At 64.2% G+C, this 17200-nt stretch carries 15 protein-coding genes; 10 read left to right on the forward strand and 5 right to left on the reverse strand.

The genetic code is table 11. The annotated features are described in order from the left end of the window. Window positions 1-102 precede the first annotated feature (102 nt). Window positions 103-594: a YbaK/EbsC family protein gene (locus tag D9V28_RS01000; protein ID WP_121658827.1), complete on the forward strand. Its 492-nt coding sequence runs from the start codon at window positions 103-105 to the stop codon at window positions 592-594. Window positions 595-657: 63 nt separating this feature from the next. Here the strand turns inward: D9V28_RS01000 and galK are convergent, their stop codons facing one another. Further along, window positions 658-1821, reverse strand: a complete 1164-nt coding sequence (gene galK / locus D9V28_RS01005) for a galactokinase (RefSeq protein WP_229727746.1) — start codon at window positions 1819-1821, stop codon at window positions 658-660. Window positions 1822-1826: 5 nt separating this feature from the next. Beyond that, window positions 1827-2948, reverse strand: coding sequence for a galactose-1-phosphate uridylyltransferase (galT, locus tag D9V28_RS01010; RefSeq protein ID WP_121657868.1), 1122 nt, complete (start codon window positions 2946-2948; stop codon window positions 1827-1829). Window positions 2949-3046: 98 nt separating this feature from the next. Between galT and D9V28_RS01015 the strand changes: the two genes are divergently transcribed. Both D9V28_RS01015 and D9V28_RS01020 read left to right on the forward strand, forming a co-directional pair. Further along, window positions 3047-3862: a DeoR/GlpR family DNA-binding transcription regulator gene (locus tag D9V28_RS01015; RefSeq protein WP_121657869.1), complete on the forward strand. Its 816-nt coding sequence runs from the start codon at window positions 3047-3049 to the stop codon at window positions 3860-3862. A gap of 58 nt (window positions 3863-3920) precedes the next feature. Further along, a complete protein-coding gene (locus tag D9V28_RS01020) occupies window positions 3921-4853 on the forward strand; it encodes an aldose 1-epimerase family protein (protein WP_121657870.1) in 933 nt (310 codons plus the stop codon). Window positions 4854-5067: 214 nt separating this feature from the next. Here D9V28_RS01020 and D9V28_RS01025 read toward each other — a convergent pair whose 3' ends face one another. Beyond that, the gene (locus D9V28_RS01025) at window positions 5068-6231 is read right to left on the reverse strand and encodes a methyltransferase (protein ID WP_121657871.1); all 1164 of its coding nucleotides are present in this window, start codon (window positions 6229-6231) and stop codon (window positions 5068-5070) included. Between the two features lie 41 nt (window positions 6232-6272). After that, window positions 6273-6872, reverse strand: coding sequence for a uridine kinase family protein (locus tag D9V28_RS01030; protein ID WP_229727670.1), 600 nt, complete (start codon window positions 6870-6872; stop codon window positions 6273-6275). 184 nt (window positions 6873-7056) lie between these two features. Here D9V28_RS01030 and D9V28_RS01035 point away from each other — a divergent pair, with 184 nt between their 5' ends. The 3 genes from D9V28_RS01035 to D9V28_RS01045 are packed head-to-tail and all read left to right on the forward strand — an operon-like array spanning window position 7057 to window position 12814. Continuing rightward, window positions 7057-7797: a hypothetical protein gene (locus tag D9V28_RS01035; protein ID WP_229727671.1), complete on the forward strand. Its 741-nt coding sequence runs from the start codon at window positions 7057-7059 to the stop codon at window positions 7795-7797. Then, the gene (locus D9V28_RS01040) at window positions 7794-9362 is read left to right on the forward strand and encodes a DNA polymerase Y family protein (RefSeq protein WP_121657872.1); all 1569 of its coding nucleotides are present in this window, start codon (window positions 7794-7796) and stop codon (window positions 9360-9362) included. Before D9V28_RS01035 ends, D9V28_RS01040 begins: the two co-directional genes overlap by 4 nt. 38 nt (window positions 9363-9400) lie before the next feature. Continuing rightward, window positions 9401-12814, forward strand: coding sequence for an error-prone DNA polymerase (locus D9V28_RS01045; RefSeq protein ID WP_121657873.1), 3414 nt, complete (start codon window positions 9401-9403; stop codon window positions 12812-12814). Here the strand turns inward: D9V28_RS01045 and D9V28_RS01050 are convergent. After that, window positions 12728-13678, reverse strand: coding sequence for an EamA family transporter (locus tag D9V28_RS01050; RefSeq protein WP_183086386.1), 951 nt, complete (start codon window positions 13676-13678; stop codon window positions 12728-12730). The two genes, D9V28_RS01045 and D9V28_RS01050, sit on opposite strands and share 87 nt — an antisense overlap. A 73-nt stretch (window positions 13679-13751) precedes the next feature. On the opposite strand from D9V28_RS01050, the gene D9V28_RS01055 reads away from it, so the two are divergent. The 4 genes from D9V28_RS01055 (at window position 13752) to D9V28_RS01065 (ending at window position 17165) form a co-directional block, all read left to right on the forward strand. Then, a complete protein-coding gene (locus tag D9V28_RS01055; RefSeq protein ID WP_121657875.1) occupies window positions 13752-14696 on the forward strand; it encodes a LysR family transcriptional regulator in 945 nt (314 codons plus the stop codon). A 9-nt stretch (window positions 14697-14705) separates the two neighbouring features. Next, complete coding sequence (locus D9V28_RS16010; protein WP_183086387.1) at window positions 14706-14864, forward strand: hypothetical protein; 159 nt, start codon at window positions 14706-14708, stop codon at window positions 14862-14864. A gap of 559 nt (window positions 14865-15423) precedes the next feature. Next, window positions 15424-16314 (forward strand): ABC transporter ATP-binding protein, encoded by an 891-nt coding sequence (locus D9V28_RS01060; protein WP_121657876.1) that lies wholly within the window; start codon window positions 15424-15426, stop codon window positions 16312-16314. After that, window positions 16311-17165, forward strand: a complete 855-nt coding sequence (locus D9V28_RS01065; RefSeq protein ID WP_121657877.1) for an ABC transporter permease — start codon at window positions 16311-16313, stop codon at window positions 17163-17165. The genes D9V28_RS01060 and D9V28_RS01065 overlap by 4 nt, the downstream gene beginning before the upstream one ends. The last annotated feature ends 35 nt before the right edge of the window (window positions 17166-17200 follow it).

Consider the following 17200-nt stretch of genomic DNA (forward strand, 5'->3'; position numbering starts at 1 on the left):
GGGCGCGATCGACTCCCGGAGCGGATCTCAGCGCGACCGATGCCCGGAGCGATTCTCAGCGCGACCGATCAAACCGCGAACCCTTTCGCTAGGATCTCGGGCATGACGGAGAATCCTGCCGGCCACCCCGCGGTCGACCAAGTGCTCGGGAAACTTCGCGCCGGCGGAGCTGGTGGCGACGTTCGCTGGTTCGACGACGCCACCCCGACCGCCGTTCACGCCGCTGAGGCGCTCGGTGTCGACGTCGGCGCGATCGCGAACTCGCTCATCTTCACCCTCGACGGTGAACCCGTTCTCGTACTGACCTCCGGCGCTCACCGCGTGGACACAGCGTGGCTCGGCGAGCAGCTGGGAGGAAAACTGAAACGGGCTGATGCCGCAACTGTGCGGTCGGCAACCGGGCAGGTCATCGGCGGAGTCGCCCCTGTCGGTCACCCGCAGCCCGTGCGAACCTTCGTCGACACCGCGCTCGGACAGTACCCGGAGGTGTGGGCCGCGGCCGGGCACCCGAACACCGTGTTCCCAACGTCGTTCGAGGAACTTGTGCGCCTCACGGGTGGCACGCCAACCGCCGTCGAACCGACCGAGGGTTGAACGGCAAACGGGCCAGCCGTTACACGGTAACGTCTGGCCCGTCTGGCCTGTCTTGTACGACTCCTACTCGACCCGGCTCGCTCCGTCAGCTGCAGTGACGGTAAAAAGTTCGGGTTCTGTGAACGCGGCATCCGCGAATGCGCGAGTGACAGCATCCGACACCGTTTGGAGATCAGCTGAACGAACGAGCGCGATCGCCGCTCCACCGAAGCCGCCACCGGTCATTCGGGCACCGATTGCGCCGGAAGCCAGGGCCGTGTCGACGGCGAGGTCGAGTTCGGGAACCGAAATCTCGAAGTCGTCACGCATGGAGACGTGCGATGCCACAAGCAGATCGCCGATCGCCGTCGGTCCCTCGAGGCGGAGGGTGCGCACTGTGTCGAGCACGCGACGGTTCTCGGTAAGGATGTGCCGCACCCGGCGCAGCGTTTCGTCATCGAGCAGCTCGGTCGCCCGGGGCAGGTCGTCGACGTCGAGGTCGCGCAGCGAGGAGGCACCCATTTCGGCGGCCCCGCGCTCGCAGGAGGCACGGCGAGCTGCGTAACCACCTGTGGCGTGCGCGTGCGACACCCGGGTGTTCATGACGAGAAGGACGAGGCCTGCCGCTTCGAAGCCCAGGTCGATCACTTCGGCGTCGAGGCTGCGGCAGTCGAGGAACACCGCGGCATCCTTCTTGCCGAGGAGCGATGCCGACTGGTCCATGATGCCTGTCGGCGCACCGACGGCCTTGTTCTCGGCGAGCTGGCCCACCTTGGCCAGGGTCTCGCGGGAAAACTCGAGGGCCCAGATGTCGTTGAGGGCGACCGCGACAGCGCACTCGATTGCTGCGGATGACGACAGGCCAGCGCCGATCGGCACATCCGAGTCGATAAACGCGTCGAACCCGGTGGCTGTCGCGAGGTTCGCACCGAATTCACCGAGCGCCCAAACGACCCCAAGCGGGTATGCCGACCAGTCGGACAGGGAGTCAGGGGAGATCGCATCGAGCTCGACCGTGACGATTTCGTCGCTGAACGCCGAGGTGACGCGCACAGTACGGTCGGCGCGCGGGGCAAGCGCCACCACTGTCGACCTGTCGATCGCGAACGGGAAAACGAATCCGTCGTTGTAGTCGGTGTGCTCGCCGATGAGGTTCACCCGGCCGGGCGCCTGCCAGACACCGGTGGCGCTTGCGCCATCGAAACGTGCGGCAAATCCGGTGCGAGCGCGTTCGGACAGCGCGGTGATGTTCGTCATACGGGGGTCTCCTTGTCGGCGAGAGCGATCGCCTCACGTACTCGTTGTGCTGTCTGCTCCGGCGGAATGTCGCCGATCCAGGCTCCCATGGCCGCTTCAGAACCGGCAAGGTACTTGAGCTTGTCTGACGCCCGGCGAGGCGAGGTCAGCTGCAACATCAGGCGGATGTCATCGCGCCCGACGTTCACCGGCGCCTGGTGCCACGCGGCAATGTAGGGCGTCTGCGTGTCGTACAGCCGATCGACTCCGCGCAGCAGGCGCAGGTAGAGCACCGCGAGCTCGTCCCGCTCCTCGTCGGTGGTGCCGGCAAAGTCCGGCACGTGGCGGTGCGGAAGCATGTGCACCTCGACAGGCCAGCGCGCCGCGAATGGCACGAACGCCGTCCAATGCTCACCCTGAAGAACGACACGGTCACCGGCCTGTTCGCTTGCGAGAATGTCAGCGAACAGGTTCGGACCGTAATTCTCGACGGATGCCATCAGCCGCTGCGTGCGCGGGGTCACGTATGGGTACGAGTAGATCTGTCCGTGCGGGTGACGCAGTGTCACACCGATCTCGATTCCCCTGTTCTCAAACGGGAACACCTGCTCGATGCCGGGCATCGCACTGAGCGCCGCCGTGCGTGATGCCCACGCTTCAATCACTGTGCGCGCACGCGAGCGGGTGAGCGATCCGAAGGATCCCTCGTGCTCGGGGCTGAAGCAGACGACCTCACACCGCCCGACAGAGGTGCGGGTGCGTCCGATACCGATCTCGGTCAGGTCGTCGAGCCCACGCGGAGCGTTCTCGTCTTCAAGCAGCGGGCCGAACGACGGCGACCGGTTTTCGAAGACGGCGACGTCATAGTTGCTCGGCACCTCTGACGGGTTGGTCTCCGTCTGAGGCGCGAGCGGGTCGAGGTGAGCCGGCGGCAGGAAAACCCGGCTCTGGCGTGCGGCCGCGATCGAGATCCACTCCCCGGTGAGCGGGTCCTGGCGCATGCTTGCCGTTGCCGGTCGGTCGGGCAGGTCCCGCGCATCCGCCGACCGCTCGGGCCCGAGCGTCGAGTCAGCGTCGTCGAAGTAGATGATTTCGCGCCCGTCCGCGAGGACGTGGGACTGCGAGGTGATGGAGTTCATAGGTGTGCCTTCCGCATGCCCGACTTTCACAAGTGCAAGTAATTCTAGGCTTCGCTTGATGTATTGACAAGAAAACGAAACTAACTGAAGATGAGCGCATGGGTGATTCGAGTGCGGGCAGCGGCGCAAAGGGTGACACCGTTCCGGCCGTTGTACGGCGCGAACGAATGGCCGACCTCATCGCGTCCCGCGGATTCCTCCGAGTCTCCGACCTGAGCGAGACGTTCGGTGTCAGCGAAGTCACCGTCCGCAGTGACCTCGCCGCCCTTGATGACGGCCACGCGATCCGCCGGGTGCACGGAGGCGCTGTGCCACGCGGCCAGCGCGTTCGCGAAGCCAGTTTCGAAAAATCGCTCGAGGCATCCGCTCTCGCGAAGCGAAATATCGGCACCAACGCCGCCGTCCTCGTCAGCAGCGGACAGAGCATTCTTCTCGACGTTGGTACGACCGCGCTCGCCGTCGCCCAGGCGCTCGCCGCCCGCGAGGACCTCGAGGACCTCGTCATCATCACCAACGGGCTCAACATCGCGCTCGAGCTCGAAGCGCAGATTCCCCGGTTCACGGTCATCGTTACCGGGGGAGCGCTTCGGCCGCTCCAGCACTCCCTCGTGCACCCGCTCGCCCGAACCGTTCTCGACCAGGTGCACGCCGACATCGCGTTCATCGGCTGCAACGGTGTCGACCCGGTCGCCGGTGTGACCAACGTCAACCTGCCCGAGGCCGAGGTCAAGCAACTGATGGTGTCTTCAGCGGACCGCGTCGTCGTTGTGGCCGACGCGTCGAAACTCGGCCAGGTCAGCCTCGGCGCTGTCGCTCCGATCGGCGCCGTGGACGTCCTTATTACCAGTGACGGTGCGGATGCCTCGGTGCTGGCCGATCTTGCGGCCGCCGGCGTCGAGGTGGTCACCGCGTGACGCCTCCCGGGCCGAACGCTACGCTTTTCTGCACACCACAACGAGGAGCGTGAAACGCATGACCGCAGTCACCGGTGAACAGTTCGACCTGAGCCTGGAAACCTCATCGGGCGGGATCGTCGAGGCCACGATCACACAGGTGGCCGCAGGCATCCGTCGACTGAGCGTTCACGGAATCGACATCGTTCCGCCATACGACGCGAATGTGCAACGCCCGTACGGCAGCGGAATGGTGCTCGTGCCCTGGCCGAACCGGATTCGCGACGGCAAGTGGATGCTGAACGGGCAGGAGCAACAGCTCGCTCTCACCGAGCCCAAGAAGAACAACGCGTCCCATGGCCTGCTGCGTTTCGCCCCGTACTCCGTTGCGGCCCGCACCGAATCGACGCTCAAGCTTGAGGCCCGCGTTTTCCCGCAGTCGGGGTATCCGTTCCTGCTCGACACGGCGGTCACCTATCGGCTCGTTGATGCCGGTGTCGAGGTCACCCACTCGATTACCAACCTGTCGGATGCCTCCGCGCCGGTTGCGATCGGAGCCCACCCGTACTTCACCATCGGCGACGTCGAGCCCGAGGACCTGACCGTCACGGTTCACGTCACGACGCGCATCGAGATTGATGATCGGTCACTGCCGACCGGCGAGAAGACCCCGATCGAGCAGACCCCCTTTGACCTGCGGAAGGGCGTTCGCCTCGGCGACCTCGACATCGACGCTGGTTTCAGTGGTGCCCGGATCGTCGACGGCGTGTCGGAGCACTTCGTGACCGCGCCGGATGGTCGCTCGGTCACGGTGTGGGGTGACGAGAATTTTCGGTACTGGCAGGTGTTCACGAACGAGGTCTACCCCGGCCAGTCCAAGGTCGTTGCCATCGAACCGATGACGGCGCCCGCCGATGCCTTCAACTCGGGTCAGGATCTGCGCTGGCTCAAGCCGGGTGAAACCTGGGAAGCAAGCTGGGGTGTGCGCGCCGACGGATTCGCGCCGGTCTAGCTCGCGCGCGGTCGACCGTTCCGGTTTTGCCTCGTCGCGTTCGCACGTTGCCGCCTTTTACCTCGTCGCGTTCGCACGTTGCGCCTTACCTCGTCGCGTTCGACGCGCTTCGTTGCTCGGTCGAAGATGGCTGGACTTTTCGCGAAACTTCGACCGTCATCGACCGAGCAAGCATTGGGTCGACCGTTTCCGACCGAGCCGGGTCTCGCGCGACCTAGCTGGCCGCTCCAAGCCGCCAGAGTGAGGTGACCTCGGCCGCGCGGGCCGCGTGCAGCGGGTCCCTCGTGTCCGTGGCCCGAGAGTGCGTCGGCCGAGTGTCCATCCGCGCAATCACAACGAGGCCAGCGTCGTCGATGGCATCGAGGAGCTCTCCGCGTGAGCGCAGGCCGAGTCGTTCGGCGATGTCCGATATTACTAGCCATCCCTCGCCACCCGGTGCCAGGTGGTCGGCGAGACCGGACAAGAACCCCGCGAGCATCCGCCCGCCCTCGTCATAGACGGCGTAATCCGTTGCGACCTTTGGGGTGGCCGGAATCCACGGCGGGTTGCAAACGACAATGTCGGCGCGCCCGTCCGGAAACAGGTCGGTTCGCTCGACGGTCACGGCGCCCGCGAAGCCGAGTCGATCCAGGTTCTCCGTCGCGCAGGCCAGAGCGCGCGGATCCTGGTCGGTGGCAACAATCGAACGGATGCCACGGTGGGCGAGAAGCGCGGACAGAACGCCGGTCCCTGTCCCGATATCGAAGGCGGTGTCGGCGCCAGCCGGAAGCGGAGCGGTCGCCACCAGATCGAGGTACTCGCCGCGGACCGGCGAAAACACACCGTAGTGCGGGTGGATCTTCGCCCCGAGCGCTGGAACGTCGACCCCGCGGGCACGCCATTCCTCTGCGCCGATGATGCCGAGCAGTTCACGGAGGGAAACGACGGATGCTTCGGCGGACGTACCCCAGGCATGTGCGGTCGCGAGCCGGACGTTCGGGGAGCGGCGCAACGGGATAGTGCCGTCCGCCGAAATCGGCACCAGCAGCATCCCGAGGAAAGTCGACCGGCGCAGCGCTTCGTTCCGGGAGCGAGCAAACGCAGCGGTGATGTCGTCGTTTCTCGGCCGCGCAGACGGGCCCAGGCGTTTGCCCATGGCGGCAAGGAGTTGTTTCGCGTTGTGGAAGTCGCCGGTCCACATGATGGCCGTTCTCTCGGACGCCAGGCGCAGTGCTGTCTCGGCGGTCATCGACTCGTCACCGGTCACCACCGATGTCGGCGCGGGCCAACCGCTTTCTGAGCGCCACACATCGGATCGGGGAGTGTCTTCATCGGTCCACACGACCCGTGCGAGGTCGACGGCCGTCGTGCCGGGGCTGTCGTTCGTCGGGTCGGGCATGGTTCTCGTTTCGCAAAACTCCGTCGGGTGGGGATCGCCGTTCAGTATGACAGGGACAGTTCTGGGAGCTCGGGCGTGACAAAGAACCGGGCCTCTGATCTGGGCCGGTAGTACTTATCAAACGCGCGCTCGTTGGGAATCCACACATCGTCCCAGAGCGAGTCGTGATTCCTGCCGAGGGACCGATCTCGACGTTTACCGCGCTCGGCCGCGATGTCCAACTCAACATCGACCCACACCGTGAGGTCGAGAGCGGGCAGGGTGTCCGGGTGAAACAGTCCAATTGCATCAACGACCAGCACGTTGGCCTGAGGGAGCGGCTCAAGATCGCCGAGTTCGCGGCGAGCCCAGTCATATCGGCGAAACTGCGTCGCCTGCGAGGATCTGAAGGGTTTGAGGACATCGCGGGCGAGTCGCTCGCGATCGACACCGTCCCAGTCGTTGGAGCGGACATGCGATCGGGCCGGATCGAGAAAGTCGTCGCCCCGCATGCGGATGCTGCCGGGCAGATCGTTGAGGAGCTGCCGAGTAATCGTCGACTTGCCCGAACCGCAGTATCCCGAGATGCCGACGGTGATCGGGCGATCGAGCTGGAGCGAGCACTCGCTAATGCTCAACCGGAGATCATGAGTCGTCATCATCCGTTAACACTAGGTGGCCGTGACACTCTCAGGGGCTTGACGTCCTTTTGCTTGCGGCGTGCTGAGCGAACCATATTCGTGCACATTTGTGACGCAATGCGTGCGGTGCGAGCTAAGAATTTCCGACTCTCCCGGGGTGCTTCTCCCGATTGACTTTATCGAAGATGTGTTCGACTATTAACCCATGTCCCTGGCTATCGCACCCTCCCGACCTCCGGCATTTGCCGCTGGTTCGGCTGCTGTGGCGAGCCAGGTTGCTGAACTGCAGGCCCGCATCCGAGGAATGCAAACCACTCGGATAGATTCACACGGACTACCGACATCGCCCGGTGTTGCCGAACTCCTGCCTGGTGGAGTGCTTCGCGCTGGCACGGCATACGCAGTACTCGAGTCGACAACTCTCGCCCTCGCGCTCCTCGCCGGTCCAAGTGCAGCTGGAGCATGGTGCGGCGTCGTCGGTGTGCCATCGCTCGGTGTCGAAGCGGCTGCGGCGGCAGGCATTGATCTTGACCGACTGGTTCTCGTTCCTGAACCGGGTGATCAGTGGTTGCAGGTCACCGCCGCATTGGCAGACGTCGTAACCGTTGTGCTGACGCGGCCACCGGCATCCGTCTCTCCCGCAGAAGTGTCACGCCTGAGTTCACGATTGCGCCAGCGCGGCTCAACGCTCGTCACGCTCGGCGACTGGCCGCAGAGCGAGGCAACGCTGCGAGTGACAGACGACCGTTGGATGGGTCTCGGTGACGGCCACGGCTACCTGGCCGCGCGTCGGGTGACCGTCGCTGTGACCGGTCGCACGCTCTCGGGAAAGCCGCGACGCAAACAAATGTGGCTGCCCGATTCTGAGCAGGCCATCCGTTCTGCCGGTCTTGCCGGGGTGCCGACCGTGCACCCCACGCGACACGACGAGGCGGCAGCATCATGACCACCGGTCCCGTCCGCACCCTCCTGCTCTGGTGCCCCGACTGGCCGACGAACGCTGTCGCAATCGAACAGAACTTCGGCATCGATACCCCGCTCGCCCTGATCGAACGAGGCGAGGTGTTTGCCTGCTCGCCGACGGCTCGACGAGACGGTGTTCGCCGCGGACTTCGCGTGCGCGAGGCGCAGTCGCGCTGCACCGACCTGATTGCCCTGCCTTACGACCCGGTGCTCGATCACCGGGCATTCGAGCCGGTGATTGCCGCCGTCGAAGAAATCGTCCCAGGGGTTCAACTCTCGCGACCGGGTACCTGTGTCATGCGAGCACGCGGCCCGAGCCGGTATTACGGCGGTGAACGGCAGGCAGCCCAGGCACTGCTCGACACCCTGGCCGGAGTGGGCGTTCGCGATGCCCGAGTGGGTATCGCCGACGGCCCGTTTGCTGCAGAACAAGCAGCGAAGCTCCAGTCGGTTCGAGAAGCGGATGCCATTCGCATAGTTCCCGCAGAAAGCTCACCTGAGTTCCTTGCCCCGTTTGGCGTCGATCTTCTGAATCGACCCGAACTGGCCGTCCTGCTGCAGCGGCTCGGCATTCGTACCCTCGGTGAGTTCGCCGCGCTCGACCTCCTGCAGGTGCGTGATCGCTTCGGCCCGGACGGTGTGCTCGCGCATCGGCTCGCCTCCGGATTCGACCCGAGTGACGTCGACGCACGAGTGCCTCCGGCTGATCACTCCAGCGCTCTCGAATTCGAACCGCCGCTCGACCGTGTCGACCAGGTGGCGTTTGCGTTCCGCACCGCCGCCGATGAGTTCGTTGCGCGGCTGCAGTCTTCCTCCCTGGTCGCGACGGCCATTCGCATTGAGGTGAAAACAGAGAGCGGAGACTCCCGGTCACGCACCTGGTTGCACCCACGCTGGTTTACCGCCGGCGACGTGCTCGACCGCGTGCGCTGGCAATTGCAGGGTGCCGGTCAGGCCGAAAGTGGCCTGAGCAGCGCCATTTCCTCCCTCCGCGTCGAACCCGAAAGCGTTGACCCGGCCGGAAACCACGAAGCCGGGCTCTACGGCGGTGCAACAGATGAGCGCATCCACTCCGGTCTGTCCCGTGTGCAGGGCATGGTCGGGCACGCAGGCGTGCTCACCGCTCGCATCGCTGGTGGCAGGCAGCCGTCCGAACGTCGAGTCCTCGTTCCGTGGGGAGACCTGCCGCCCGGGGGAGAGGCTGCTGTCCAGGCCTCATCAGCACTGCCCTGGCCGGGCAAGCTGCCTGGCCCGCCGCCAGCGACGGTTTTCCCCGAAAGGCAGTCTGTCACCGTGCTTGCTGCGCACGGTCGTGATGTTCTCGTTGACGACCGCGGCGAACTCACCGACGCGCCCGTTGAATTTGCCGCCCCTGGGAAGGCAACGGTCCCGGTCAGCGCCTGGGCCGGGCCGTGGCCGGTCACCGAACGCTGGTGGGACGCCGGTGGCACGCGACTTCACCGTTTCCAGCTCGTCGACGACAGCGGGGCTGCATGGCTGCTCGTGCTCGACGACTCGGGCTGGTGGGCGGAGGCTCGTTATGACTGAACGAATGAGGGACGAACAACGGAAGGAGGGCGGCGCACATGGGCTGGCATAACCCCCCGGTTTCCTGGTCTGAGTTCGAGCGCACCCTGACCGACCTGTCCCGACCGGAGCAACAACCGGCGGGTGCCGACGGAGGTGACAGTCCGGCCTGGTCACGCAAGCGCTCGCCGTACGTTCCGACTCCCGTCGAAGCGCCGCCCGTCGACACGGTTGTCCCGTACGCCGAGTTGCACGCGCACTCCAACTTCAGCTTCCTCGACGGTGCCTCCTCACCAGAGCAACTGGTGGAGGAAGCCGTGCGGCTCGGACTCACCGGACTCGCCCTCACCGACCACGACGGTCTCTACGGCATCGTTCACCTGGCCGAAGCTGCCGAGGCGCATCCGCAACTCCAGACCATCTTCGGTGCTGAGCTCTCGCTCGGCCTGAGCAAACCACAAAACGGCGAACCAGACCCCGAGGGCACCCACCTTCTGGTGCTCGCCCGTAAGGAGGAGGGCTATCACCGGCTGGCCGGCGCGATCACCAGGGCGCAGCTCGCTGCCGGAGCGGAGAAGGGCAAACCGAGTTACAACATTAAGGACCTCGCGTCGGCCGCGAACGAAACCTGGCTAATTCTGAGCGGATGCCGCAAGGGCGCCGTTCGACAGGCCCTCGTTTCCGAGGGCGAAGCGGGCGCCCGTCGCGAACTCAGTGAACTGGTCCGCCTGTTCGGTGCTCGCAACGTCGTCGTCGAACTTTTTGACCATGGCAACCCACTCGACACAGCGCACAACGACACCCTTGCTGCGCTCGCCGCTGAACTCGACCTTCGAGTGGTTGCAACCATGTCAGCGCACTATGCCACCCCTGCGCAGCACCCGCTCGCTTCGGCGCTCGCCGCCGTGCGTGCGCGTCGAAGCCTCGACGATCTGGATGGCTGGCTACCGGCATCCGGATCTGCCCATCTTCGAAGCGGAGCGGAGATGGCCCGACGGTTCGCACGGTACCCGGGTGCCGTATCACGCACCGTTGAGATTGCCGATGAGCTCGCGTTTCGGCTGCGCAGTGTTAAGCCCGGGCTTCCGCTTCAGGAAGTGCCTGAGGGTCACACTCCGATGAGCTGGCTGCGCCAGCTGGCCTGGGAAGGTGCCGCTCGCCGCTACCCGAACGCCGACGCGTCTGTGACCGATCGCATCGCCCGTGAACTCGACGTCATCGAGCAAAAGGACTTTCCTGGCTACTTCCTCATCGTCCACGAGATCGTGCAGTTCGCTCGCAGTCGCGGCATCCTGTGCCAGGGCCGGGGATCCGCCGCGAACTCGGCGGTCTGTTACCTGCTCGACATCACGGCCGTCGATTCGATCATGTACGGGCTGCCGTTCGAGCGGTTTCTGTCGAGCATGCGCGAGGAAGAACCCGACATCGATGTCGACTTCGACTCCGACCGGCGTGAAGAAGTGATCCAGCACGTCTACGAGAAGTACGGCAGGTTCAACGCTGCCCAGGTCGCGAACGTCATCACCTACCGGCCGAAGTTCGCGGTTCGAGACATGGCCAAAGCGCTCGGACACAGCCCGGGACAACAGGACGCTTGGTCGAAACAGGTGGAACGTTGGGGAACGCTGAACTCAGACGACGACCACGACATCCCAGAGCCGGTCATCGACCTTGCACAGCAAGTGCTCAAATTTCCGCGGCACCTCGGCATCCACTCCGGTGGAATGGTGCTCACCGATCGGCCTGTCGGAGAAGTGTGCCCGATCGAACACGGACGGATGGGCGGCCGGACCGTGCTGCAGTGGGACAAAGACGACTGCGCCTGGATGGGACTCGTCAAGTTCGACCTGCTCGGTCTCGGCATGCTCGCCGCCCTGCAGTACTCCTTCGACATCGCCGACGAGCACTGCGGTGAACGGTGGGATCTGCAGTCGATGCCGAAGGAAGAGCAGGGCGTCTACGACCAACTCTGCCGCGCAGACAGCGTCGGTGTGTTCCAGGTGGAGAGCCGGGCACAGATGGGCATGCTGCCGCGGCTCAAACCGAGATGCTTTTACGACCTGGTGGTTCAGATCGCCATGGTGCGGCCAGGCCCGATCCAGGGTGGCGCTGTGCACCCCTACATCCGGAGACGAACGGGTGAAGAGCCTGTCACCTACCTCCACCCCGACCTGGAGCCGGTGCTCGAACGCACCCTCGGCGTTCCGCTGTTTCAGGAGCAGCTGATGCAGATGGCTATGGTCGTCGGAGGCTGCACCGGTGAAGACGCCGACCTGCTTCGCCGGGCAATGGGGTCCAAACGTGGCCAGGAAAAGATTGGCTCGCTCAAGGGGAAGCTGTACGCAGGAATGGCGGAAAACAACATCACCGGGGAAGACGCAGACACGATCTACGCAAAGATTCAGGCCTTCGCGAACTTCGGCTTTGCCGAGAGCCACTCGATCAGTTTCGGCCTGCTCGTCTACGCGAGCGCGTGGATGCGCCTGCACTATCCGGCAGCGTTCCTGGCCGCTCTGCTCCGTGCCCAGCCGATGGGGTTTTATTCACCGCAGTCTTTGGTGGCGGATGCTCGGAGGCACGGGGTCGAGACGCTTCGGCCTGATATCCAGCTTTCCGGTGTCGAAGCGGGGCTCGAACCGCTCGACGGCGTCGCCGCCGGAATACACACGACCGGAAACGACGCGTGCATCGAGCGTGAGCAACCGGCTGTGCAGCCTTTCGATCGTGACGCACCGTTCGATTCGGACGATCACCGTCGTGACGGCGCGTATGCCGTGCGATTGGGGCTCGCCGAGGTTGCCTCGATCGGTAAACGCAAGGCGAAGCAGATAGTTGCGGAGCGCGAGAGCGGGGGACCGTTCCGCGACATGCGTGACCTCGCCCGTCGGGTGGGACTCAACTCGGGTCAGCTCGAGGCGCTTTCGGCAGCCGGCGCGTTCGACAGCATGGGACTGTCACGACGTGGGGCGCTGTGGGATGCCGCCCAGGCGTCCCAGGAACGCCCCGATCAGCTGGACGGAAGCCACATCGCCGTGCAGCCACCCCTTTTCGCCATGCTGACCGACGAAGAGCAGGTCATCAACGACCTTTGGTCGACCGGGGTCACACCGGACGACCACCCGATTCGCCATGTCCGCTCTGAGCTTGCCGAGCGCGGGGTGCTGAGTGCGGCCCAGCTCAGGACGGCTGAATCGGGTCGTCGAGTCGAGGCGGGAGGTGTTGTCACCCATCGGCAACGTCCTGCGACGGCAAGCGGCATCACCTTTGTGAACCTCGAAGACGAAACCGGACTCGTCAACGTGATCTGCAGTGTCGGCGTCTGGGGTCGCTACCGGCGTGCGGCACGTGAGGCGCCAGCGATGATTGTGCGTGGCATCCTCGAACGATCACCGGAGGGAATCGTCAACCTTGTCGCCGACCGGATCGAGCCGTTGAGGCTCAGCGCCCGCACCCGATCGCGGGACTTCCAATAACCGGCGCCGGTTTCCCGTACTGATCACGGCGGTCGCCAGCCCGGTGAGCATCACGGCGCCGCCGAGGATTTCGGTCACGGTCGGGACTTCTCCCTGTACCAGCCACGCCGCTGCGATTCCGATGACAGGGACGAGAAGGGTGAACGGAACGACAGCGCTTGTTGGGTACCGCGCCATCAGCGAGTTCCAGATTCCGTACCCGATCAACGACGCTGCGACCGCTGTGTAGAGGGTGCTTAGGATAGCGAATCCCGACAGGTGCGTCAGTGCGAGCCAGACGACATCAGGGCCGTCGAGAAGAACCGCCAGCGCGGCGCTCGGGAGCGGGACAACGAGCGCGGACCACACCACGAGAGATAGCCCGGACGCGGCCTTCGCGCGTCGACTGAGGACATTGCCGATCGCCCAGGACAGGGCGGCACCCACTGTGATGACCAATGGAACCCACGGAGCGACAATGCTGTGTCCGACGATGACAACACCGAGCCCCAGCGTGCCGACGATCACGCCGATCAGCTGCCTGCCGCTGGGCCGCTCGCCTAGGAGTCCAGCGGCGACCATGACCGTGAGGATCACCTGGGTCTGAAGAACGAGGGAGGCGAGTCCGGCTGGCATACCGAGGTGAAGCGCCAGGTACAGCAGAGCAAACTGCCCGAAACTCATAAAGAAGCCAATGGCCACGACGTTGCGCCAGCCGATTTGCGGCGGCTTCACAAAGAAAATGGCGGGGACCGCGACCAGAATGAATCGGAGGGCGACGAATAACAGGGGTGGCACCCCGTCAAGACCTTCATCGATGACGACGAAGTTTAGTCCCCAGAGCAGGGCAACGAGGAGCGCGAGCGCGCTGTGTTTGAGGGTCACGTCTTCCATCGTGGCGGTGGCCATCATGTAGGACAAGCGATGCTTTCTTCGCGCAATCACGTAGCATCCGTTTATGATCGATCTCGACAATCTCCGCGCACTCATCGCCGTGCGCGACCACGGCACAGTTATCGCGGCATCAGAATCGCTCGGTTTCACACCGTCTGCTGTCTCGCAACAGGTGAAACGGCTGGAGCGTCAGATCAATGCAAAACTTCTTGAGCGGGTCGGACGACGTGTTCTCCTCACTGAACACGGGCGACTGCTCGCTGAGAAAGGAGTGGCGCTCCTCGGAAACCTTGAAGAGCTCGAGAGTCTGGCCCAGCTTCCGGATGCGCCAATTCATGGGACCCTGCGCATCGCCTCCTTCTCGACGGCGAACCGGGGGCTCATCGCACCGCTTCTCGCTCGACTTGGCAAGGTCGCGCCGGATCTCACCCTCACGCTGATCGAGCTCGACCCGTGGGACAGCCTGGCGCTTGTCGAGCGGGGCGGTGCCGAACTTGCTGTTGTTCATAACTGGAGTACCGTCTCACTCGACGTCCCTGCGTCGCTCACCTCAACGGCGCTCTGCGAGGATCGGGTCGATGTTCTCGTGCATCGGGATCACCCGCTCGCCTCCCGGAAGGAGATCAGCCCGGCCGACCTCGCAGGTGAGACCTGGGTGAGCACGCCCGTCGGCACAATTTGCCACGAAGGGCTCACGCAATTATTCGCCGGGGCAGGGCACCGTGCGAGGATCGCGTACTACGACGGCGACTTCTCCACCCACGTCGCCGTCGTCGAACATCAGGCGGCTATCGCGCTCCTGCCTAGGCTCGGACGGGACTTGCTGCCGTCGTCAGTCGTTGCAGTTCCGGTCGTGGATCCAATCCCTTACCGACAGGTGGAACTTGCCTGGCGCCGGTCGACCACGGCGAACCCTGGCCTGCAACTCGTGCGTAGGCAGATTGAGTCACTCGTAGCCGAAAGCTACGACGGCCGGGAAGGTGCCCGAGTCGGGAGGGAACTTGGCTAGACTGAGCACATGGCTTTCGCGTTCTCACTCGTGCTGTTCATCGTCGGCATTTACCTCTTCGGTCTCGCGTTCACGGTGACGAGCTTCCAGGCCATCATTTTCTTCGTCGGTATCATCGCCGTTTCGCTCGCTGTCGCCATCCCAGCGCACGTTCTCGCCAAGCGCTGAGACAACCCACACCGGAGAGCGCCGTAGATCGGCGCTCTTTTGTCGCGCCGGAATGGTCTGACTAGACAGAAGCGTCGCACGTGTCCGCCCTGGTGCCGCGGGGTAGCGTCCTACAGGGGGCGTCCAGCCCGCAGAAACCGAAATCGGACGGCGTGCGGCAACGGGCTCACGTCGTGGGTTTCGTTGAGAGAACCAGTCGCTGTCGTCCCGAACGAACGACGACGGACGGACCGTAGACGCCCCGGCTCATCCACGATGAGTTGCAGGGCGGACCTGTGTCGATCGCCGATGTTACCTCGCTGCGAAACTCGATTCATGCTGACACAGCACCTGGCACACCCTTCGAGCGCCACGCTTCACAACGTTCAGCGTCCGAGTCATCGGCAGAAGTCGCCCAGCGACTGCTTTTCAGATTGCTCGTCGTTCAGACCCGAGTGGGAAGGCGATGACCCAGCCCGATGGATCCGGCGTATCTGGGCTCATCCGTATTTCGCTCTAACACTTGTGCTCACGGATGTAGCAGTCCTACTATCGTCCGTATCAGTTCTACGGAGGCGATATGTCGGCTGTAATCGAGGCCAAAGGCCTGCGAATGAGTTACGGCAACCGGGTCGTTCTGAATGGGATCGACCTGACAGTTGAGCGAGGCGAGCTGGTGGTGATGCTCGGGCCCAACGGCGCGGGCAAGACAACAACCATCGAACTGCTCGAGGGCTTCCGGAAGCGCGACGAGGGCACGTTGCGTGTGCTCAATGTGGATCCTGCGATGAGCGACGACCGCTGGCGAGCCCAAATCGGCGTCGTCCTACAGTCGTGGCGCGATCACTCTCGATGGACGGTCCGACAGTTGCTCGACCATATCGGCCAGTTTTACATCGCATACTCGGCCACAGAAACGCGGCGCATCGCAACAGGCGACGTCATCGAGATGGTCGGCCTGCGAGACAGGGCGAATGCTCAGGTCCGCTCCTTGTCGGGAGGTCAGCGGCGCCGTTTGGACGTGGCGATGGGAATCATCGGAAGACCGAAGGTTCTTTTCCTTGACGAGCCCACTGCCGGCTTCGACCCGCAGGCGCGGCGCGACTTCCACGAGCTCATCCATCAACTGGTCGATTTTGACGCGACGACCGTGCTGCTGACCACACATGACCTCGCCGAAGCGGAAATACTCGCCGATCGCATCGCAATCCTCGACGGCGGCCGCATCCTGGCATCCGGAACTGCGGAGGAACTGGCACGCTCCGTCGCGGGGGCCACCGAGGTGAGTTGGGTTCTCGATGGCACACGCCATGTACACAGCACGAGCGATGGAACCGCTTTCGTTCGAGATCTCATGGCACGCCATGGGAGAGCAGTGTCCGAGCTCCGGGTGAAGGAACAGACGCTCGAGGACACTTACCTGGCGATGGTCGCACGACATGAATCTGCCGAACAGGAGGCGGTCCGATGAACCCGCAATGGAATGCAACAAAGATCGGGATCAGGCGTGGCTGGCGTGAATGGCTCATTTCCCTGCGGAATCCTGGTGACGTGACGTACACGATCCTGGGAATCGTGGTTGGGATCGTGGTGGTCTACCTGTATCGCGACGACACGCCTCTGCCCGGCGTGGCAACACCCATGGCCGTCTATGTTCTGGCGAGCATCCTCGCGGTGCAGGTGGTATTCACGTCGGCCTACGCATTGGCCACCGTTCTCTCGACCGAACGCGAGGACGGTACCCTGCTGCGAATGAAGTCCCTGCCATGCGGACTGCGTGCATACACAACAGGCCTGATAGTTCGATCGCTCCTCGAGTTCGCGGCGACCGCGGCCATAACGATCCTGCTCGCTGCTGTCATCCTGTGGCCGGGCTTCGCTCTCTCAGCGGTGGACGTCCTGATTCTGCTCGGCGTACTGAGCCTTGGAATCGTGGCGCTAACTGCGTTCGGCTTCGTAATCGGATCGCTCTTCCGCAGTCCGCGGGCGGTTGGCGGATGGGGCCTTGTCGTTGCCGGCGCCCTTGTGTGGGTTTCTGGCCTCATTCAGCCGCTCAGTACCATGGCTCCATGGGTACAGATTCTCGGGCAAGCATCCCCTCTTTACTGGATGGGATTGGGAATTCGCTCGTCCTTACTGCCCGACGAGTTCGTAGTCATCGAGATTGGCGACGAGTGGCGGCTCGGCTTGGTGTTCCTCGTACTGATCGGGTGGGCCGTTGCAGGGCTCATTCTGGCGCCGGCGCTGCTGTCGCGGATGGCACGGCGTGAGACCGTCGCCAGCGTTGAGCAAGGTCGACAGCGGGCCCTCCAACGTGTCTGAGCCGACGGGACCCGGCGGTCAGATCGATGCGGTCT

The sequence above is a fragment of the Mycetocola zhadangensis genome (assembly GCF_003668565.1).
Classification (GTDB): domain Bacteria; phylum Actinomycetota; class Actinomycetes; order Actinomycetales; family Microbacteriaceae; genus Mycetocola_A; species Mycetocola_A zhadangensis.